The sequence below is a fragment of the Flagellimonas crocea genome (genome assembly GCF_033441595.1).
GTDB classification, from domain to species: Bacteria; Bacteroidota; Bacteroidia; order Flavobacteriales; family Flavobacteriaceae; genus Flagellimonas; species Flagellimonas crocea.
On the sequence record NZ_JAUZVX010000003.1, the window covers coordinates 407,440 to 429,254 of the forward strand.

Below are 21,815 nucleotides of genomic sequence, written 5' to 3' on the forward strand. Positions count from 1 at the left end.
ATGAGGACAAACCTTCTCCTTCTTATTATCATCCTAGGTATACTGGGCTGTAAACAAGAGGCACAAACTACGGAAGAGGCACTATCAAGGTTTCAGCACAACCTGGCTTCAGGGCCCAAGCCTTGGACAGGCGAAAACTTTGAGCCTACCGAGGATGATTTTACCTTTGCCATTATTTCCGATCTCAATGGTGGGGAAAGAGAAGGTGTTTACGCTACGGCCGTTCAACAATTGAACATGTTGGACCCGACTTTTGTGCTCAGTGTAGGGGATTTGATCGATGGCGGAACGGAGGATACTGTACAACTAAAAAAGGAATGGGATTCCTTTGATGAGCGTACGTCAAAACTCAACATGCCATTTTTTCATTTGGGCGGCAACCACGACCTAACCAATCCGGTGATGCGGGAGTTTTGGAAAAATAGATTCGGGCCACGCTACTATCACTTTATATATGAAAACGTATTGTTTTTGATGATGGATTCCGAAGATTACGAAGAAGAGCGCATGATGGAAATCTACAACGCCCGGGCCAAGGCCCTCAAAATCATCAACGGGGAAATTGAAGGTACATATGAAGAATCCGAGTACTATAATATGCCCGAAAGGAGCGTTGGCGGTATGAGCAATGCCCAATTACAATATTTCACCAAGGTATTAAAAGACCATCCAGACGCAAAATGGACCTTCGTGCTCATGCACAAACCACTTTGGATGCGCGAGGACGAAAAAGGTCTCGGCCCCTTGGAAGATGTCCTGGCCGACCGGGAGTATACCGTCATCAATGGGCATTTTCATTCCTTTTCCAATCAAATACGAAAAGGACATAGTTACACCATTTTGGGCACTACCGGGGGCAGCCAAGATCCACGAGACTCCATGGCCTTTGATCATGTAAGCTTGGTTCGTATGGCCAAAAAACCGATGATCACCCATCTGAAAATGGATGGTATTTTAAACGAACAGGGAAAAGTACCGAATAGGGAGTAGATTTTAATATTCTTAAAAAAATGTTAACTTAGTTTTCACCAACTACTCAACTTAGTGCATATTAAAACCTTATGAAAAAATCCCTCGCTCTCTGTTTCGCTTTTTCCATCTCTTCCCTAGTGCTTTATGCCCAATCGGACAAAGAAAAAGCGGCTTCTACCGTAAACATAAACACCATTGAAAGTCATATCAAATTCTTGTCCGACGACCTTTTGGAAGGTCGGGAAGCAGGAACCAAAGGCAACAAAATAGCAGCCAGTTACTTGGCCGGTCAGCTACGCAAGTTTGGGGCAAGACCCGTCAACGAAGACAGTTCCTATTATCAAAAATTCCAATTGGAACAGTCCATGCCGCCCAACTATGTGGAGCTATCACTAAAAAACATGGATTATCCTTTGACCGCCAGTTTTATAATCCCTGCCGTCGACCATTCCGGTGAAGCGGTGTTTTTGGGCTATGGAACGGAAGAAGATTTTGCAAGTCAGGATGTTTCCGGAAAAGTGGCAGTGGTCCTCGCAGGGACCAGCGAAGATCCCAGTCCGAACGGAATGTTCCGAAGCAGGGCCACAAAAACAGCATTGGCCCAGCAGCATAACGCACTTGGTTTGATAGAGCTTGTGGATTTTGAAGAAAATTTCTGGACACGAGTGAATCATTATATCGGTTCTGGAACCAAGATAAAAGAGGAAACATCCAATGAAATGGACGATTCCGTTTATTTTCACACGTGGGTAAATACGCATAAGAGCAATCCAGATCTCAAAAAAGGGGAAACCATGCAGGTCAGCATAAAATCTGATGGTCAGACCAAAAAATATTTGGATACACAGAATGTCGTTGGAACAATCGAAGGTTCCGACCCGAACCTCAAGAACGAATATGTGATTTACTCCGCGCACTATGACCACGTGGGCATAGGTACGCCCAACGCCGAAGGGGATTCCATTTACAATGGGGCACGCGACAACAACATCGGGGTTACCGCAGTGCTCTCCATGTTGGAAAACCTCAGCAAATACCCCACTAAGCGCTCCGGGCTCTTTATTTTGTTTACGGCAGAAGAAAAAGGGTTATTGGGAAGCCAATATTATGCGGACCATCCACTGATCCCGCTGAACAAGGTTTCCTATTGTTTTAATACGGATGGCGGTGGATACAATGACACAACCTTGGCCACAATAATTGGTCTGGAACGCACCTCCGCGCAACCCTTGATTGAAAAAGGGGCCTCTGCTTTTGGACTAAAGGCCATTGGCGACCCCGCACCGGAACAGGGACTCTTTGACCGTAGCGACAATGTAAGCTTCGCCGCAAAAGGAATTCCAGCACCTACCTACTCCACAGGCTTCCATAGTTTTGACGATGAAATCTTTAAATATTACCACCAAGCGGACGACGAAGCCGACAGTTTGGACTATGACTACCTTCTAAAGTTTTATCAAGGATATGTGTATTCGGGTCGGTTGATTGCCAATAGCAACGAAAAACTGTTTTGGAAGACTGGTGATAAATACGAGGAAGCGGGCAAGGTTCTTTATGGGATGAAGTAAAATTTTTGAGTTCCATCATCGTGAATCCCTCTTGGAAGGCTGCATTCAAGATTTTTTCCAGTTTACATAAAATAGGAGATGCTGAAACGCTTTGCCTGCCGGCAGGCAGGTGTTCATCAGGACGATTTTTACCTCTCAAAAAAAGGTTACTACATCACCCTGTCCCGATAACTATCGGAATTGTTTCAGGGTCTCAACACCCCAACCCCTTCAACCTTCACCCAATACCTGCTTGTATATTTCATTTAATATTTAGATATTTATCTAAATAACTAATAAATGAATTCGCTGTTCAAGGCCCTTAATGATGAAACCCGTAGGCAAATTGTGGAACTGCTCAAGGAAAAGGACATGAACGCGGGGGAAATTGCGGAACGGTTTAATATTTCCAAACCCAGTATTTCCCACCATTTGGACATTCTTCGGCAAGCCGACTTGGTCACCAGCGAAAAAAAAGGACAGTTTGTGGAGTATTCCCTCAACACCACTATTTTAGAAGATTTGCTCAATTGGATACTAACCTTAAAAAAATAACCATGAACCTAAAAAAGGAACTTCCGATCATCGGCATTGTTTTGCTTCCCTTTCTGTATTTGGCCTATATATGGGACCAACTCCCGGAAAAAGTACCCTTGCATTATAACATTAAAGGTGAAATTGACCGCTATGGCGACAAATCGGAACTCATTTTGATTCCTATTATGTTGCCCTTGCTCATTTACGTACTCCTACTGGTAGTCCCCTACATCGACCCAAAAAAGCAGATTCAAAAAATGGGAAACAAATACTATTCCCTTAAATTTATACTTACCTTGATCACCTCGGTGATGGCCCTTTTTATCATCCATTCCACCAAAGGAGGAAGTTTGGCCAACCCAACCTTTATTTTCTTGATCATAGGCGTCACGTATCTTATTTTGGGCAACTATTTTAAAACCATCAAAGCCAATTATTTTATTGGAATACGCACTCCCTGGACCTTGGAAAGCGAATACGTTTGGAAAAAGACCCACAAACTGGGCGGCAAGGTTTGGTTTGTAGGAGGAATTTTGGCCATTATCAGTAGCCTTGTCCTTCCCTTGCAAACCAACATCAAAGTATTTTTGGCCATAACGGTTATTATAACTTTGGTTCCCGTGGTGTACTCCTATGTTTTGTTCAAAAAACAGAAAGATTAATTTTGAAGGGCTTACTTCAAGTATTGCAGAATCCTTATCTTAGTTAGCCGCTAGTAAAATTGGATTATGAGGAAGTTATTGCCCTTTTTTTTGGTACTCGCCACTATTTCCTGCACAGAAAAACCGCCCAAAAAAGTGAGTTCGGTGGACCCTGTGAACTGGAGCCAGCGCAAGACTTCAATTTCCAAAGCTGATTCCCTATTAAATGGTGTTTCCTATCTATCCGTATATTCAGAAATTTATAGTGAAACGGAACACAGAACCCATAACCTTACAAGCACGATAAGCATGCGGAACACCAACCTAAGGGATACCATTTTTATCCGTAAGGCTGAATATTTTGATACCCATGGCAACCCTATCCGTACTTATTTTGATTTTCCCATCCATATTAAACCAATGGAAACCGTGGAGATCGTAATCGATGAAAAAGACCGATCAGGAGGCACCGGTGCCAACTTTTTGTTCCATTGGTCAATAAAGCCCACTTCGCACGAACCTTATTTTGAAGGAGTGATGATTTCCACATCCGGTCAGCAGGGATTATCCTTTACCACAGAGGGCAAGCGTGTGGAATAGATGCTTCTGGCCTACAATTGTCATAGTTTTAATCCCTTGATTATAGTATCTTGTATGTACATTTTTTGGAATTGATTTTCCTTGCACATCAAACTACTTAACTATGAACGATCTACAAATCGCCAAAGGCGTTTCGTTAAAGCATATCTCCTCCATCGCAGAAAAATTTGGAATCGACCCGGAAAACATCGAAATGTTCGGGAAATACAAGGCCAAGCTCCCATTAAAGGCAATCAATCGTGAAAAAGCGAAAAAAAGTAATCTGATCTTAGTTTCGGCCATCTCGCCAACACCTGCTGGAGAGGGGAAAACCACCATGTCTATAGGGCTTTCCGAAGGATTGAACCGCTTGGGCAAAAAATCGACGGTAGTTTTACGCGAGCCTTCCCTTGGGCCGGTTTTCGGAATAAAAGGAGGTGCCACCGGCGGTGGTTATTCCCAAGTATTGCCCATGGAGGATATCAACCTGCATTTTACGGGCGATTTTGCAGCCATCGAAAAAGCCCACAATCTCTTATCTGCAATCATTGACAATAATATCCAAAGCAAGACCAATTCCTTGCTTCTTGACCCCAGAACCATAGGTTGGAAGCGGGTGATGGACATGAACGACCGTTCGTTGCGCCATGTAATCGTAGGGCTTGGCGGTACAACCTCGGGGGTGCCCCGGGAAACGGGATTCGATATTACAGCCGCATCAGAAATCATGGCCATTCTCTGTTTGGCGCAAAACCTTACGGATCTTAAAAATCGTTTGGGCAATATTTTTATTGGCTACACGTACGACAAAAAACCAATTTATGCCAAGGACCTGAAAGCCGAAGGCGCCATGGCCGCACTGCTCAAAGATGCCATTAAGCCCAATTTGGTTCAGACTATCGAAGGTAACCCCGCCATTATCCATGGTGGGCCGTTTGCCAATATTGCCCAGGGTACCAATTCCGTAATTGCCACCTTGATGGGAATGTCCTATTCTGATTACACCGTTACGGAAGCTGGGTTTGGATTTGACCTAGGGGCCGAAAAATTTTTCGATATCAAATGTCAATGTGCTGGCCTAACTCCAAAAGCAGTGGTACTCACTACTACAATTCGAGCTCTAAAATATCACGGAGGAGCTGATTTGAAATCGTTGACGGAACCTAATGTGGAAGCATTGAAAAAAGGGCTCCCCAATTTGGAAAAGCATTTGGAAAACATCGGCAAGTTTAAAATGGTGCCTGTAATCGCCATCAACAAATTTGTATCGGATACGGATGAGGAGCTTGCCATAATACAGGAATTGGCCGCTTCCAAAGGAATCCGTGTGGCAATTTCCAATGTTTGGGCCCAAGGAGGCAAAGGTGCCGAGGATTTGGCCAAAGCGGTCATTGAAATTGTGGAGTCGGGAGCTTCGGTATTTAAACCTCTTTACGATTGGAAATCCAGTGTAAAGGACAAAATAGCCACCATCGCCACCGAAATATACGGAGCGGAGTATGTGGACTACACGGCAAAGGCCAAAGCCGACCTAAGAAAAATAACTGACCTTGGCCTGGACGAATTGCCCGTATGCATCGCCAAGACCCAAAAATCGCTATCCGACAACCCGAAACTTTTGGGCAGGCCCAAAGATTTTATCATTACTGTACGGGAAATTGAAATCGCTGTCGGTGCCGGATTCTTGATTCCGATAACCGGTGATATCATGCGTATGCCGGGACTGCCGGCACACCCTTCATCCGAAGGTATCGACATTAATGATGACGGGGAAATTACGGGCTTGTTCTAGATTTTCTGCAACCAATACCGCATGTCCACTTCTTTGGAGATGATGTCTTTCACCTCTGAAAGTTTCACGCGTTTTTGGTCCATGGTATCCCTGTGGCGGATGGTCACCGTATCGTCTTCCAATGTTTGATGGTCCACGGTAACGCAGAAAGGCGTTCCCGCAGCATCTTGTCGACGGTAACGACGACCTACGGCATCCTTTTCATCATAATCCACATTAAAATCCCATTTTAACTCATCTACCAATTTTTGAGCAACTTCTGGTAATCCGTCACGTTTTAACAATGGTAGAACAGCAACCTTGTTCGGAGCCAACACGGCCGGAATCTTAAGCACGGTACGGGTAGTACCATTTTCCAGCTCTTCCTCTTGCAACGAATTGGAGAACACGGCCAAGAACATACGGTCTAATCCTATCGAAGTTTCTAAAACGTACGGCGTGTAGCTCTGGTTTTCTTCGTGGTCGAAATACTGGAGTTTTTTGCCCGAATATTCCTCATGCTTGCCCAAATCAAAATCGGTACGGGAGTGGATTCCCTCCAACTCCTTGAATCCGAATGGGAACTTGAATTCGATATCGGCCGCGGCATCGGCGTAGTGGGCCAATTTTTCATGATCATGGAAGCGATAATTGTCCTCGCCCATTCCCAACGATAGGTGCCACTTTAACCGTTTTTCTTTCCAAGCCTCGTACCACTCCATCTGGGTACCCGGCTTTATAAAGAATTGCATCTCCATCTGTTCGAACTCCCTCATTCGGAAAATGAACTGACGAGCTACAATCTCGTTACGGAAGGCTTTACCGGTTTGGGCAATCCCGAACGGAATCTTCATCCTTCCTGTTTTTTGTACGTTCAAAAAGTTGACAAATATACCTTGTGCAGTTTCAGGACGAAGGTATAGGTCCATGGCGCTATCTGCGGAAGCTCCCAACTTGGTGCCGAACATCAAATTGAATTGCTTTACGTCGGTCCAGTTTTTTGACCCCGATAATGGGCAGGCAATCTCCAATTCCTCTATCAAGGCCTTTACATCTGCCAAATCTTCATTGGCTAGGGATTTGCCCATACGTTTTAAGATGGTATCGGCCTTTTCTTGGTAGTCCATCACCCTTTGGTTGGTGGCCAAGAACTGTTCCTTGTCAAAGCTATCACCAAAACGTTTTTCCGCTTTGGCAACTTCCTTATCGATTTTAGCTTCAATTTTGGCAACATAATCCTCGATAAGTACATCGGCACGGTATCTTTTTTTGGAGTCTTTGTTGTCTATCAAAGGGTCGTTGAAGGCATCCACGTGGCCCGAAGCCTTCCATGTAGTGGGGTGCATAAAAATGGCCGCATCGATGCCCACGATGTTCTCATTGAGCTGCACCATGGCCTTCCACCAATATTCGCGGATGTTCTTTTTTAGTTCCGCACCATTCTGACCGTAATCATAAACAGCGCTTAGTCCATCATAAATCTCACTGGATTGAAATACATATCCGTATTCCTTTGCATGGGAGATAACCTTCTTAAAAATGTCTTCCTGATTTGCCATGCGGCAAAAATAGAATTTTACCCAAAAAGAAGTGTGTTATTTCAGCTGAAATTCTGTAGAGGCCAACAATCTTTCGTCCTCAAAGACATTTAAGGTATAAATTCCCTCTGGCAACGAACCCTCGGGAACGGTAATGGCATCACATATACTGATTTCCTTTCCGGTATACACAATTTCCACTTTTTTGCTGTAGGTGTTCCCGCTTACGGAAATGGTATTGGCGTTGTCCTCGATTACTGACATATTCGGGTCCAAAAATTGGAGGTACAATACTTTGATATCCCCCTTGGAGTTGGGGTCGCTCATAATGGTAACGCATCCCCTGAGTTTTTCGATCACCGAGGCCTTATTGGTTTTAATGGGTCTGCCCGCCCTTAGCCTAAACCCGCTTCCTTCGGCATCCTGCAGTTTTAGATAGCTTTTGATACGTAGCTCCTTGGTGAGTTCCTTATTGGTCTCCCGCAACAAGGATTCGGTCTGCTGCATGCTGTTTGCCCTGCCCCGGAGTTCCTCCAGTTGCTTTAAGGTTTCGTCGTACTTGCTGGCCAACAAACTATTATTGTAGCGTAAAAAGTTGTTCTTGAGCTTAAGACTGTCAAAACGCAGTTCCAGTTTACGGAGCTCCTTTCTGGTTTCCTTCAATTTGGTGATGCTGAAGTTGAGCCTACCTACGGAATCCAACAATTGTTGCACCCTAAAACGTGAGGTCTGCAATTCGATTTCGTTGACCTCGTTCAATCCGGACAAGCGGTCCACCTCGGCGCGCATCAAGGTCAGATCTTTTACCAAAAGTCCTTTTTCCTCTTCCAGATAGATCATTTGGTTTTTGGACTGCGCGTAGCTGTAGTAGAAGGCAATAAGAATCCCCACAATGACCGCTGCCATAGCGGCAAAGATAATCTTGTAGTTGAAATTGTTATCTTGGGAGTTCATGGGGTTGACAGACTACTCTAAAAATGTATAAGATTTGATACCAAAAAGGTTGGCTAAGATAATAAACGAGATTAACAACGTCCTATTGCCAAGGGTATGTTTTGGATGTAATGCCCAATTATTTAGTGGAGAGCATATTTTGTGTGCCGTTTGTCGACATGATGTGCCGCTCACCGATCATAACTATCTGGAAGAAAATGAGGTGGACCGTATTTTTTATGGTAGAATTCCTATAAAAAAGGCTGCTTCGTTTAGTTTTTTTTCCAAAAAAGGTCCCGTGAAAAATCTTTTGCACTGGCTCAAATATAAAAACCAGGAGGAAATAGGAGCTTTTTTTGGAGCATGGTGCGGCGCCCATTTGAAGGAAAGCGGACAACTAAAACATATTGATCTCGTAATCCCTGTTCCACTACATCCCAAAAAACTGAAAAAACGGGGATACAATCAGGTGACATTGTTCGCCCGTAAAATTGCAGAAAGCATTGGGGCGGAATATTGCGATGATTGGCTGATAAAAGTAAAAAACACAAAAACGCAGACCAAAAAGGGGAGACAATGGCGCTGGGAAAGTTCAAAAAACGCCTTTCAGCTTGATTCTTCGAAAAATCCAAACTGTAAAAACATCCTTCTGGTGGACGATGTGATCACTACTGGCGCGACCATAGAATCTTGCGCCAGGACGCTACTCCAACATAAAGATTTGGAGGTCTCCGTTCTTAGTATCGCCACGGTATCGGAGGGTTAAATTTTATTAATGCGCTGTCCCAGTTTTCAAATTAGTTGTTTCTTTGTTCCACATTGGTTTTAAGCATGGTTTACTTAAAAAAATTGTTGGGACTTCTTTTTATCGCCTTTATGGTGTTGGCCCTGTGGCAATGTGCCAAAAGAGGTTCGCCCAGCGGCGGTCCAAAGGACCTTGATCCTCCAAAACTTTTGAGGACAGAGCCCGAAAACTTTACCACCAATTTTAAGGCTACCAAAATCCGTCTCTATTTTGATGAACTCATCAAGTTGGAAGATGTGCAGAACCAACTGGTGGTATCCCCTCCGTTTAAGCACCCAGCAGAAATAACCCCAATGGGTACCCCTAGCAAATACATTCAGGTAATCATTAAGGATACCCTCCGGGAAAACACTACGTACACCATCAATTTTGGGCAAAGTATTGTGGACAACAATGAGGGAAACCCCAACAGTTTCCTGAGCTACGTGTTTTCAACGGGAGATTATATCGATTCCCTTACCTTGACAGGGGCCGTTAAGGATGCCATCAACCGAAAGGCAGATGAATTCATTAGTGTCATGCTCTACGAAATGGACAGTACCTATACCGATTCCACGGTTTTCAAAGAGCCTCCATTGTACATTACCAATACGGGCGACAGCCTTCCTTTTTTTGAACTCCAAAACCTTAAATCAGGAAAATATGCCCTGTTTGGCCTTAAGGATTTGAACAAAAACAACATGTTCGACCAAGGACAGGATAAAATTGGTTTTATCGAGGACACTATTACCCTGCCCACAGATTCTATTTACGGACTGAACCTGTTTCGGGAGCAACTGAACTATAAAGTATCCGTACCGAGTTTTGTGGCCAAGAACAAAATTATCTTTGGGTATCAAGGGGATTATCGTGATATGGCCATTGAAACCTTAACGACCTTGCCGGACTCCGTGGAGACCACAATTTTGAAGGAACGGGACAAGGATACCCTTAATTATTGGATGAAACCTACCGATCTGGACTCCATTATTTTCACGGTAAGAAACGATAAGGCCAAACTCATCGATACGTTTACGGTGAAACTTCGGAACCTTCCCATGGATTCTTTGAAGTTGTCCCCATCGGTTAACGGTAAACTTAATTTTGAGGATACCTTCAGTATTTTGGCCACTACGCCCATTGCGGCTGTGGATACGAGCAATATTTCCCTAAACGTCAGTGATTCCATTCCAATGGGATATACCTATGCTTTGGACAGTGTGAAGAACAAAATCGATTTTGATTTTGAGATCGAACCCAATCAAAAATATTCGTTTTCCTTTTTACCCGGGGCCATTACCGATTTTTTCGGTATGCAGAACGATACTCTGACATACAATCTTTCCTCCGGCAGTTTAACCGATTACGGTAATTTGACCATGATCTTGAACGGGGATGTGTCCTACCCCGTTGTGGTACAACTGACCAATGAAAATGGTGTGGTACAACGAGAAATTGCAGCTTCGGAACCTCAAATTTTTGAGTTCAACAATCTGACACCTGGCAATTATATTGCGCGTGTCATATTTGATGAAAATGGGAACGGCAAATGGGATACCGGAAACTTTTTGAAAAAGCGACAACCCGAAAAAATAAGCTATTACCCCGGCGTTATTGAAATCCGGGCAAACTGGGAAAAAGAAGAAACCTTTATCCTATCCAACTAAAACTGTCCCGGTCTTCCAAAAATCGCAATTGCTTTCTGGTAGATTCAATGTGTTCCTTGTTCAGGGTGGCATACAGAATTGTTTGATCTTTGGAAAAAGCCAATGGTTCGCCCAACACGTCATATACCCCCGAATGTCCCGGGTATTCGTAGTCCAGACCATCCTTACCGGTGCGGTTAACGCCAACGCAATAAGCCATGTTTTCGATGGCCCTGGCCCTTAGCAGTGTATCCCATGCATTGATTCTTTTCTTGGGCCAATTGGCCATGTAGATCAATACGTCGTAATCTTCGGTGTTTCTGGACCAGACGGGAAACCTAAGGTCGTAACAGATCATGGGACAGATTTTGAATCCTTTGTATTCGAATATCGATTTTTTATTTCCAGCCTCATATACTTCGTCCTCACCTGCCAAGGTAAAGGTGTGTTTTTTGTCATACACCTCCACGCTACCGTCCGGCGATACAAAAAACATACGGTTAAAAAATTTTCCTTTCTCTTCAAAAACAATGCTCCCCATAACGGCCTTATAGTGTTGTTGGGAGATTTGCTTCATCCATTTGAAAGTGCCTTCGCTTTCTTGGAGCGGAACATTTTCAGGCTTCATGGTAAAACCTGTGGTGAACATTTCTGGTAATATGATCAAATCCACATCATCGGGGATGCTTGCTATTTTCTCTTCAAACATTTTACGGTTGCTTGTAGGGTCTTCCCAGTGCAGATCGGTTTGAATCAATGCAATGTTCAATGTTGTGGGCATTTAATATCTTTTGAGAATTTCTTCCATTTCTGTGTTTCCCTGCTCAAGAACAAGATCCATTGCAGTTTTGCCCCTGGCATCTTTTACGTTGGCATCTGCTCCATGTTCCAAAAGCAATTCAGCAATATCCTTACGGTCAAATGTTACCGCATAAATAAGACAAGTGGCCCCCATGGCATTCTTTTGGCTGACATTGGCTCCTGCCTTGATCAATTTTACGGCAATTTCGGTATACCCTTTAAAACAGACTCCCATAAGTGCTGTGTTTCCGGAACCGTCAAGGGCGTCCACCTCTGCTCCTTTGTCCAATAGAAATTGGACCAAATCTTCACGGCCATAGTATGCCGCCAGCAAGAGGGGGGTAGAGCCGCGCTGGTCTTGGATTTCCAAAAATCCCGGATTGTTTTCCAATAGGTCCATAACGGCCTGAGTGTTGCCGTTTCGTATATGGTCGAAGAATGCTTCTTTCTTGTTCATAGATACGTTTAAAGTTATAAAAAAACTGCCACAACTTTTTGGGTCATGGCAGCCTTTGCAATTAATCTTCCTTTTCTATTATTATTGAAATTATTTCAAATCAAATCGATCTAGGTTCATCACCTTGGTCCATGCAGCCACAAAGTCCTTCACGAACTTTTCTTTGGAATCGCTACTTGCATAGAGTTCGGACAGGGCGCGAAGCTCAGAGTTGGACCCAAAAATAAGGTCTACGCGGGTTGCGGTCCATTTGACATCACCTGTTTTGCGGTCTTTCGCCTCAAAAGCTTCCTCTGCTTCGGAAGTAGGCTCCCATTGGGTCGCCATATCCAAAAGGTTCACAAAGAAATCGTTGTTCAGGGTTCCGGGTTTGTCTGTCAAAACTCCGTGGTTGGATCCATCATAGTTTATATTGATAGACCTCAATCCACCCAAAAGAACCGTCATTTCCGGAGCTGTCAACGTCAAAAGTTCTGCTTTATCGATCAGCATGGTCTCCGGAGTGGTCTCAAAGGTGGGGGCATAATAATTTCTGAACCCATCCGCTTGAGGCTCCAACCATGAGAATGATTCTACATCGGTCTGTTCGGCCGATGCATCTGTACGTCCTGGAGTAAATGGAACTGAAACGGTGTGACCTGCATCCTTGGCAGCTTTTTCAATTCCTACAACACCTCCCAGTACCACAAGGTCGGCAATGGATACTTTTTTGTTTCCGGATTGCTCATCATTGAATCCTTGTTGGATCACTTCATAGGTATTCAGAACCTTCTTTAACTGCGTTGGGTTATTTACTTCCCAACCCGTTTGAGGGGCCAGGCGAATGCGTCCGCCATTAGCTCCACCACGTTTGTCGGAACCACGGAAAGTGGAAGCGGAAGCCCATGCCGTGGATACCAATTCGGTGACCGTGAGTCCAGCACTCAAGATTTTTCCCTTCAAGTTCGCTACATCGGAATCGTTGATAACTTCGTAGTCGACCTCTGGAATTGGATCTTGCCACAACAAATCCTCTTCTGGCACCTCAGGTCCATACATTAGCGCTTTAGGACCCATGTCCCTGTGCGTTAGCTTGTACCATGCACGTGCGAAGGCATCTGCAAACTCGTCAGGGTTTTCGTGGTATCTTCTTGAAATTTTTTCATAATCAGGGTCAACTCGCAATGCCAAGTCCGTAGTGAACATCATTGGAGCATTTTTCTTGTTTGGATCGTAGGCATCTATTACGGTTCCTGCACCTCCACCATTTACAGGTTGCCATTGAACGTCGCCAGCTGGACTTGTGGTCTTTTCCCATTCATATTTAAATAGGTTGTCAAAGAAGCCCATATCCCATTTGATCGGGTTATTTGTCCAAGCTCCTTCCTCACCATCGGTAATGGTATCGGGTCCCTTACCTGATTTGAAGTCACTCATCCATCCGAATCCTTGGTTGGCCAAAGCGGCACCTTCTGGCTCAACTCCTTTATGCTCGTGCGGTCCGGCACCGTGAGACTTACCAAAGGTGTGTCCACCAGCGATCAAGGCCACAGTTTCCTCATCGTTCATTGCCATTCTCTTAAAAGAGTTTCTTATATACTTGGCGGCCAATGCTGGATCAGGGTTTCCGTTCGGTCCTGCTGGGTTCACATAGATCAACCCCATGTGGTCAGCTGCAAGGTTTCCTTTCAGTACACCTTCTTCATCGTGTCGCTCATCGCCGACCCATACTTTTTCGGGTCCCCAGTTTACGGATTTATCTGCTTCCCAATCATCAATTCTACCTCCTGCAAAACCGAAAGTCTTAAAGCCCATGGACTCCAAGGCCACGTTACCGGTAAGAATCATAAGGTCTGCCCAAGAAAGTTTGTTGCCATATTTTTGTTTGATAGGCCATAACAAACGACGGGCCTTATCCAAGTTGGCATTGTCCGGCCAGCTGTTCAATGGGGCAAAACGTTGTTGTCCACCTACGGTACCTCCACGTCCATCTTGAACACGATAAGTACCCGCGGCGTGCCACGCCATACGGATAAAGAAGGGCCCATAATGCCCATAATCCGCAGGCCACCAATCTTGGCTGTCGGTCATCAGATCCGTTAAATCTTTTTTTACAGCATCCAAATCCAAGGATTTGAAAGCTTCAGCATAGTCAAAATCTTCTCCTAAAGGGTTTGTTAGGTTAGAGTGTTGACGTAAGATGCCCAAGTTCAATTTTTCGGGCCACCAATAATCAATCGAAGTTCCTTCACCAGCTGCCTGGTTCATTGCGTTTAAGTGCGGACAAAGACTTTCATCCGCTCCATTTGCCAATTCTTTACTCATGATTTTATAGTTGTTTTATATAGTTTTCCAATTTTTAAAGTTACGAAAATGAGCTTCTTTACAATAGAGTTTTGATATTAAAATACTATTAAAATATAGGTATTGTCTATATAATATTTGACATCATCGCCTCCCCCAATGTCCTTTTCAACAAGGAATGGGAATATTTTTTTATGCACCGAGAAAATATTTGGTAAACCAGACGGATTTAGTTTTAAATTTAATCTTCTCAATTATAGAGATCTACAATCAATCAATCAATACATTAAACATTATCACAAATGAAAAAATTAATTTATCCTTTTGTTGCATTTATACTTTTAAGTTTTGCCAAAGATTCCAGCACTGGTCTTAGTCCAGAGGATCGAAAAATGATGCTCAAATATTTGACGGAAACCAGAGATCATTTGAAAGAGGTACTTGATGGTCTTTCGGAAGAACAGCTCAACTTTCAAGCAGACCCCACTTCTTGGTCGATAGCCCAATGCGTGGAGCATCTGGCGCTTACGGAAAGAACATTTTCTGAAATTGTCCATAAATCCGTTGCTGAAGGACCAAAACCAAGTCTAAAGGATTCCTTGGTATTCAAAGATGAGCAAATTATGCCCATGGTCGTGGACCGTTCGAACAAAGTGAAGACATCCGAACCGTTCGAGCCCAGCGGCAAGTTTGGTTCCACCGACGAAACTCTTGCAGCATTTATTGATGGCAGGGAGGCACTTATAGCATATGTAAAAATTACCGAGGACGACCTACGAAATCGTTTTAACAGCGACCTTCCTTTTGGCACCGTGGATGTGGTACAGTTTATTGTATTTGCGGCAGGCCATTGCGAACGTCATATTCTACAAATGGAAGAGGTAATGGACCATGAGGATTTTCCAGAAATGGAATAACCAAACAATAGGCTTTTCTTAACACTTATTGGCAAACCCTTTCCAAAACGGAAGGGGTTGTTTTTTTAATTTTGGTATATATTAAAAGAACACTATGAAACATTTACAATCGATAGCTTTGGCAACATTTCTATTTTTCGTCACCATTGCCTCTGCTCAGAATAAAAAAGACAAAAAAATAATGGCCGATGCTCAAAAAGCGAAGACCACCTTATTGGAAACCAGTCCAGGCCTTGAGCGTTTTTTTGATGAATCCGCAGGCTATGTGATATTTCCCAATGTAGGGAAAGGTGGTTTCATCATCGGAGGTGCATCCGGTAACGGTGTGGTGTATGAAAACGGTGATGCCGTGGGAATGGCCGACCTTAAAAAATTGAACATTGGACTACAGGCAGGCGGACAGGCCATCATTGAAGTAATTTTCTTTGAAACCGATGTGGACCTGCAACGTTTTAAGACCGAAAAGTTCCAGTTTGCTGCTGAAACTTCTGCAGTTGCCTTAAAATCGGGCATAGCCTTTAACGCTAAATACAAGGATGGTGTGGCCGTTTTTGCACTTCCCAAAGCGGGTCTTATGGCCGATGCTTCTGTGGGTGGACAAAAGTTTAGCTATAAGGCGTTTTAATATTTTAATCCCGAACCCCTGGGGTAAAATCCTCGGGGGCATTTTGGGGGAGTTTTGTTGTCCCTGCTTCTCCTGAATCATTAAAAATGGTCCATTCACCAAAGGTGAAAATTGGATTACCTTCCAAAATATCAGGATTGCGAACCGCTCTTCCATCCTCGAACTCATGGTTGGTTCCTGAACCATCCTCCCCGATTACCCCGAACATATCGATTACGGTTCCGAAGGGGTCGACCAACTCCAAATTATCATCCCCATTGGAATCTGCAGGACTGTTGGTGGATACTCCCAAATCGGGAGCAAAGCCATAGACCAGTTCAAATTCTGTAGCGTTGGGAGAGATCACCAATGTACTCTCAGCACCGATTATAAAACCCGATAAATCAATGGTGGAGCTCACTTCCGTATTATCGTTGGTGTATCTGCGAAGCGTCCACAAGTTTAGGTCCAACGGCTCTGATGAAGCGTTATAGAGTTCCACAAAACGAGCGCCTGCATTATTATCGGGGTCGGCCAATTCAGAAATAAAAATTTGGTTGGAAGTGAACTCGGTGATAATTTCTGGGCAACGCTCTTCGGTAAAGTTTACGTCCTCCAACGTTCGGATTACGAGTTGAGGGGTCTTCCCATCCTTGGTTAAGATTGCAGTAATGGTTCCGTTTGTTTCGGGCAACGGTTCGGCTTGGAAATCGGCATAACCACTGTTTATAAGTGCAATTTCGTTTTCTTCGCAATCCAGCAGGGTCCGTTCGGTTTCTTCTTGGGGAATGGCATAGGTTTCACCTAAGGTTTCCTCCGCAAACTCCACATTTTGCAGTTCTACCAATATATTGGAAGGCAGACTATCTATTTCTGATATAGTTGCAAGCACAGGGTCGGGACTCCCTGCGCCATCGCAGGCCACAAAAAGATGTTCAAAAACCTTCCCCGAAGGCAACCTGCCGATGGAAAGGTTTCCAAAGGAAGAGAAAACGCTCCCGATTCGAAGGTTACTTCCTTTTTTGCCCAAATAAAGGTCTTTCAACTTTACAAAAACTTTGCTCCCCACTGGAAATTGCAAATGGGATTCCCTTAAGTCCATTTCAAGTTGAAGTCCTGATTTTGGATTGCTTAGGGCATCTTGCAGATAAAGCACCCCGAAAAAATTCCCAGCACGGTCGGATGAGACTACATAACCTTCTAAAATCAAATCATCCAGAATCTGGACTGCATCATCTTGCACCAAAGAATCCAATTCGGAAAAAGTAATATTTGACGCTATTTCCGTTGTGCAATTCCCTTCGATATTGTCAAAATCCCTTCCATCCACACAACATAAAAAGGAAATCAAAATGAAGGTTCCGATAATTTTTAAAATCACGTTTTTCATAAGAAATAGATTAAAAGCTGATGGCCAAATTCAAGAAATAGGTTCTTCCGTAACTGTACCAATATTTTGGGGCAAAGGAGGGCGTTCCACTCTGATTGTCCTGTTTCAGCTGGCCAAAATTTCCGTTCCTGCTCTGCTCATATCCGCCCGTGCGGAAAACCGTATCAAACACATTGTTGACACTGGCGAAAAAGCTGATGTACTTTCCATCGATCAACCAGGATTTGCCCCCGACCAAATTCAACAAATAGATATCGTCGAGTTTGTTTTGCTCTAGCAATTTGGCCACATTCTCTTCGGTAGCATCGGGAAAAGGTTCATTGGTTTCGGGGTCGATGAGAAAACTGGACGTTCTGGTAATGGTGGAAAGATTGCTATAATTATTCGTGAGATAATTGGTCGTACCGCTTATCCACCAATATTTGGGAGCTCGGTAGGATACTCCCAGCGCCAATGCAGTTTGTGGCCCTTGGGCCAGTTTTAAATCCTTGAGATCGGCAATGCCCAAATCTATGTTTCCCTCGGGAGCAATAAGTTCTTCTTCGGCGCCTGCGGTATCAAAATTGATTTGAACAGATGGGTCGCTCGCGTACACATAATGCCCAATGTTTCCCGCAGCGGTCAATTTTACACTGGATGATGCCTCGTACTCAAAACCAAACTCAATGCCTTTGTGAAGCCTGTCCAATCCCGTGATTACTTCTTGAACAAAATCGGAACCCAGCCCTGAATCCACAAAAAAGAAATTAATGTCGGTGGTATGCTGAAACCTGGTGTAAAACGCACTGACTCGTCCCGTTAAGCTTGGGAGGCGCACAAAATAGCTCAAGTCCACGCTGCTGACCACCTCTTTCTGAAGCTCGGGAACCGTTTCGTTATTTTCCCGTGGGTTGATAAAAATGTTCTGTATGATGGGCGGTCGTTCCACCATCGCAGCATTGGCCGTAAACCAATGTCTCCCTGTCAGGAAATAGGTGAACCCTCCTTTATAGGCCAGGTTGGAAAAGGTTATTTTTTCGCTTGCTCCGAAGGAGTTTTCCAAATAGCGCTCATTTTTGAAGCGTCCGTTACGCTGTACATTAAAGTTGGAATATGAAGCTGACACAAATCCATTCCACTTGTTGGAGGTCAGTTGCACTTGGGCAAATCCTTCCATTTGGAAAGCATCCAAATTATAATGATAATTGAATTTCTCACCATCTGTCTTTTGTAATTCCCCATCAACATTATTCAAGGTGTTGGAAAAGGTGTCCATATCCTCGTGATAAGTAGCTCCCAACAAATCTTGTATTTCGGCATAGTTTTCAGATGCCGTAGCTCCGTAATTTCCGCCAAAGCCAAGTTTGATGAAATCATTCAAAGCATAATCCAAATTGGTGGCACCTGAAATGGAAGTGTTCTGAGCAACATCATCATAAAGTAAATAGGCTGCTTTTTCGCCATTGTTGGCATTCGCCGTGTACAGTTGCTCCCAATCGAGTTGTGGATTTTCCAAAAACGCTTCTTTTGCCAAGTTTGCATTGATAAAATCCGCTCCAATGGAACTGTTGATGTGGTAACTGGGCAAATAACGGTAATACGTTGGGTCGGGATTCGGTGCATTGTAATAGCCAAGCCTGCTTCTGGAATTGATTCCTGTTTGATAGGCAACCCCAATATTCCAATTGACCTTTTTCTTGTTCAAAGCATAGTTGAGCAAAAACAAGGGCTCAAAAATCTCACGCTCTCTAGAGTTACGAATTTTCCCATCTTGCTCGCCCCAATACGGGTTGTATTGACCACCCATCAAATCAAAGACTTCTTCCGTGACAGCAGAGGAGCGTCCGCGTCTGTTACGTGCCCATATAGAGGTAAACGTAATGCTGTTTTCAGGGTTGAATTGATACTCCAATGCTCCAAAAAACGAGTAGGCATCATACAGCGTTCCATTTACATAACCTTCCTTGGCCCATCGCCGCGAAGCGGATACGGAATAGGCCAAACCACTTGCTTTCTCTCCTGAATTGTAAGTAGCCATCAACCTACCGCGATAGGTACGATTGGACATAGATGACGACAACCGCAGACCAGGACGAAAACCAGAAGGTCGGGTAATGATGTTCGTGTTGCCCAAAATTCCGCCGAAGGTGTACGGATTCAACGTTAGGCTGTTGGTGAATTCTTGATTTCTGACCACATCATTAAGTCCGCCCCAATTGTTCCATTGTGGCCTGCCATCAAAAAATTTGTTCATGAGAATACCGTTGATCAACACTTGGCCATTTCGTGAATCATAACCTCGCACCTTAAAAAAAGCCTGTCCAAAATCGAACGCGGCACGGTTTAGAAAAATGTCACGAGTGGATTGCAACAGTCCCATGGAGCTGGAAACCGATTCAAAATCATCGGAAAGGTCACCATCTGTTAACGAAATAAGGTTGTCTGTCTGTTCGTGGGCAATGTCCCTTTCCAGATAAATCACGCCTAAATCAATCGGGTTTCCATCCAAATGGAGCGAAAATCGTTTGGGAATAAAGTCCAGGGCGGAAACATGTAGTGTCTCTGTTTCTCTACCCGGTAGGTCGAACTCAAACTTACCGCCGGAATCTGTAGAAAACTCTTTTAAAGTGTTTTCCAATGAAATTTTGGCATTGGAAATGGGCAATTTGTTTGCCTTTTCCATCAATTGCCCTGTAACTCGGGTACTTTGTTGTGCGTACAGCGGTTTACAACAACAAAGCACAGCCAATACTATGGCTAGCCTCATAGCTTATTGTAGGTTAATTAATAAAAAAGGGGTTGTAATTGCTGTACAAACTTTATAAAAGCCAACAATTGTACCTATTTTAGCTACAAAATCAAAATAAAATGCGATTATTAATATGCCTACTTGTATTAATATCGACCTCACTTTATGGACAAAAGTCCAAGACATACACCTTAAGAACGATTGCTTTTTACAACTGTGAAAACCTTTTCGACACGGTAAACGACTCCCTCACTTTTGATGATGACCGAACTCCCGAGGGCAGTTATCATTGGACACAGGAACGCTACTTGCAAAAGGTAGAAAACCTATCCAAAGTTATTTCCCAAATTGGTGCCGAAACCTCTAAAACCTCCCCCGACATTGTGGGGCTTTGCGAGGTTGAAAATCTGGATGTGCTGGAAGATTTGGTGCAACATCCCAATTTACGGGATAAGGATTATGGCATTATCCATTTTGATTCCCCTGATGCACGGGGCATTGATGTCGCATTGCTTTATAAAAAGGCAGCGTTTATCCCATCGTCGTTTAAAAGTCATCGGCTTTTGTTGTTTGATGATATGAGCGAAAGGAAATATACTCGCGACCAATTGGTGGTAGGTGGCACTATGGATGGTGAAGAAATTCATTTTATCGTGAACCATTGGCCATCGCGTAGGGGCGGAGCCGCTAAAAGTTCACCTTTACGTGTTCGTGCGGCTTTATTGAACAAGCGAATTATTGACTCCATCCAAGAATTGGATTTGGATGCCAAAATTATTTCGATGGGTGACCTGAACGATGACCCCATTGATGACAGTTTGAAAAAAATACTGAAAACAAAGGGCAAAAAACGTCAGTTGGACAGTGTCAGCCTGTACAACCCAATGGAAGCTATGTTTAAAAAAGGGATTGGTTCGTTGGCCTACCGAGACAAGTGGAACTTGTTCGACCAACTTTTTATGACCTCCAATTTAGTGACCGAGGACAGAACAACCCTATCGTTTTGGAAAGCGGGCATTTTTGCACCGCAATTTATCCGAACCGATGAAGGACGGTTTAAGGGGTATCCGCTACGTACCTACTCGGGCGGCACCTATACAGCTGGGTATAGCGACCACTTTCCTGCGTATTTGTTTTTATTGAAGGAGGTTAAATGATGGATTTCCAAAAAATAATCACATCGAGTACAGGCGAGATGTTTTGTCTGCCTTTCGACTGCGCTCAAGGTGACAAAACATTTAATATCTTTATCTCATGACAGTAAGACTTCCGAAAGACGAGGACAAACATATATCCGGCACCGATGATATTGCCCGCATTATGCAAAAGGTGCTTTGGCGACAGAACAAAATCCACAGGCAAAAAGAATATTTCTGGACCATTGGCATCAATACGGCAAACGATATTGAGTACATAGAATTAGTGACGATTGGAACGAACAACCGCAACATTGTCACACCAGTTCAAGTTTTAAGTTTGGCTGCGGCTAAGCAATGCCATAAAATTGTCCTTTGCCACAATCATCCTTCTGGTAACTTGGAGCCCAGCGAGGCAGATATCGCGTTTACAGAACGAATGGAGAAGGCTGCCGCTATATTAGAAATAGAACTGCTAGACCACATAATTATCTCTGAGGTTAATTACGTGACCATTTAAGGAAAATTTACGAAGTAAACTGTATAAGATT

Annotated in this window: 19 protein-coding genes; 12 read left to right on the plus strand and 7 right to left on the minus strand. The window is 43.8% G+C overall.

What is annotated here, in order from left to right:
- The 6 genes from SD449_RS11255 to SD449_RS11280 all read left to right on the plus strand — a co-directional run bounded on the left by SD449_RS11255 (position 1) and on the right by SD449_RS11280 (position 6,068).
- Entirely contained in the window at positions 1–990 is a 990-nt protein-coding gene (locus SD449_RS11255; RefSeq protein WP_318310682.1) for a metallophosphoesterase family protein, read from the plus strand.
- Between the two features lie 71 nt (positions 991–1,061).
- Positions 1,062–2,540 (plus strand): M28 family peptidase, encoded by a 1,479-nt coding sequence (locus tag SD449_RS11260; RefSeq protein ID WP_318310683.1) that lies wholly within the window; start codon positions 1,062–1,064, stop codon positions 2,538–2,540.
- 279 nt (positions 2,541–2,819) lie between these two features.
- The gene (locus tag SD449_RS11265) at positions 2,820–3,074 is read left to right on the plus strand and encodes an autorepressor SdpR family transcription factor (RefSeq protein ID WP_127018811.1); all 255 of its coding nucleotides are present in this window, start codon (positions 2,820–2,822) and stop codon (positions 3,072–3,074) included.
- 2 nt (positions 3,075–3,076) lie between these two features.
- A complete protein-coding gene (locus SD449_RS11270) occupies positions 3,077–3,718 on the plus strand; it encodes an SdpI family protein (RefSeq protein ID WP_318310687.1) in 642 nt (213 codons plus the stop codon).
- A 66-nt stretch (positions 3,719–3,784) separates the two neighbouring features.
- On the plus strand, positions 3,785–4,297 hold the full coding sequence (locus SD449_RS11275; protein ID WP_318310688.1) for a DUF3124 domain-containing protein: 513 nt from the start codon (positions 3,785–3,787) through the stop codon (positions 4,295–4,297).
- 103 nt (positions 4,298–4,400) lie between these two features.
- On the plus strand, positions 4,401–6,068 hold the full coding sequence (locus tag SD449_RS11280) for a formate--tetrahydrofolate ligase (protein ID WP_318310689.1): 1,668 nt from the start codon (positions 4,401–4,403) through the stop codon (positions 6,066–6,068).
- Here SD449_RS11280 and SD449_RS11285 read toward each other — a convergent pair.
- Positions 6,065–7,606 carry a glycine--tRNA ligase gene (locus tag SD449_RS11285; RefSeq protein ID WP_318310691.1) on the minus strand — a complete coding sequence of 514 codons (1,542 nt, stop codon included), beginning with the start codon at positions 7,604–7,606 and terminating at the stop codon, positions 6,065–6,067. The genes SD449_RS11280 and SD449_RS11285 overlap by 4 nt on opposite strands.
- 36 nt (positions 7,607–7,642) lie before the next feature.
- Complete coding sequence (locus SD449_RS11290) at positions 7,643–8,539, minus strand: hypothetical protein (protein WP_318310693.1); 897 nt, start codon at positions 8,537–8,539, stop codon at positions 7,643–7,645.
- 49 nt (positions 8,540–8,588) lie between these two features.
- Between SD449_RS11290 and SD449_RS11295 the strand changes: the two genes are divergently transcribed.
- Both SD449_RS11295 and SD449_RS11300 read left to right on the plus strand, forming a co-directional pair.
- The gene (locus tag SD449_RS11295) at positions 8,589–9,284 is read left to right on the plus strand and encodes a ComF family protein (RefSeq protein WP_318310694.1); all 696 of its coding nucleotides are present in this window, start codon (positions 8,589–8,591) and stop codon (positions 9,282–9,284) included.
- A 65-nt stretch (positions 9,285–9,349) separates the two neighbouring features.
- Positions 9,350–10,969, plus strand: coding sequence for an Ig-like domain-containing protein (locus tag SD449_RS11300; RefSeq protein WP_318310695.1), 1,620 nt, complete (start codon positions 9,350–9,352; stop codon positions 10,967–10,969).
- Here SD449_RS11300 and SD449_RS11305 read toward each other — a convergent pair.
- The 3 genes from SD449_RS11305 to katG all read right to left on the minus strand — a co-directional run bounded on the left by SD449_RS11305 (position 10,953) and on the right by katG (position 14,510).
- On the minus strand, positions 10,953–11,729 hold the full coding sequence (locus SD449_RS11305; protein WP_318310696.1) for a nitrilase family protein: 777 nt from the start codon (positions 11,727–11,729) through the stop codon (positions 10,953–10,955). The two genes, SD449_RS11300 and SD449_RS11305, sit on opposite strands and share 17 nt — an antisense overlap.
- A complete protein-coding gene (locus tag SD449_RS11310; RefSeq protein ID WP_318310698.1) occupies positions 11,730–12,206 on the minus strand; it encodes an ankyrin repeat domain-containing protein in 477 nt (158 codons plus the stop codon). It lies immediately after the preceding gene.
- A 90-nt stretch (positions 12,207–12,296) separates the two neighbouring features.
- Entirely contained in the window at positions 12,297–14,510 is a 2,214-nt protein-coding gene (gene katG / locus SD449_RS11315; RefSeq protein WP_318310700.1) for a catalase/peroxidase HPI, read from the minus strand.
- 281 nt (positions 14,511–14,791) lie between these two features.
- Between katG and SD449_RS11320 the strand changes: the two genes are divergently transcribed.
- Together SD449_RS11320 and SD449_RS11325 are read left to right on the plus strand one after the other, a co-directional pair.
- Entirely contained in the window at positions 14,792–15,406 is a 615-nt protein-coding gene (locus tag SD449_RS11320; protein WP_318310701.1) for a DinB family protein, read from the plus strand.
- 94 nt (positions 15,407–15,500) lie between these two features.
- Entirely contained in the window at positions 15,501–16,031 is a 531-nt protein-coding gene (locus SD449_RS11325) for a lipid-binding SYLF domain-containing protein (RefSeq protein WP_318310703.1), read from the plus strand.
- A gap of 4 nt (positions 16,032–16,035) precedes the next feature.
- On the opposite strand, the gene SD449_RS11330 is transcribed toward SD449_RS11325, so the two are convergent.
- Both SD449_RS11330 and SD449_RS11335 read right to left on the minus strand, forming a co-directional pair.
- Positions 16,036–17,400 carry a DUF5689 domain-containing protein gene (locus SD449_RS11330; protein ID WP_318310705.1) on the minus strand — a complete coding sequence of 455 codons (1,365 nt, stop codon included), beginning with the start codon at positions 17,398–17,400 and terminating at the stop codon, positions 16,036–16,038.
- Between the two features lie 10 nt (positions 17,401–17,410).
- Positions 17,411–20,146: a TonB-dependent receptor gene (locus tag SD449_RS11335; RefSeq protein ID WP_318310706.1), complete on the minus strand. Its 2,736-nt coding sequence runs from the start codon at positions 20,144–20,146 to the stop codon at positions 17,411–17,413.
- A gap of 101 nt (positions 20,147–20,247) precedes the next feature.
- On the opposite strand from SD449_RS11335, the gene SD449_RS11340 reads away from it, so the two are divergent.
- Both SD449_RS11340 and SD449_RS11345 read left to right on the plus strand, forming a co-directional pair.
- Positions 20,248–21,285 carry an endonuclease/exonuclease/phosphatase family protein gene (locus SD449_RS11340; RefSeq protein ID WP_318310707.1) on the plus strand — a complete coding sequence of 346 codons (1,038 nt, stop codon included), beginning with the start codon at positions 20,248–20,250 and terminating at the stop codon, positions 21,283–21,285.
- 97 nt (positions 21,286–21,382) lie between these two features.
- On the plus strand, positions 21,383–21,784 hold the full coding sequence (locus SD449_RS11345; protein ID WP_318310708.1) for a JAB domain-containing protein: 402 nt from the start codon (positions 21,383–21,385) through the stop codon (positions 21,782–21,784).
- Positions 21,785–21,815: the final 31 nt, after the last annotated feature.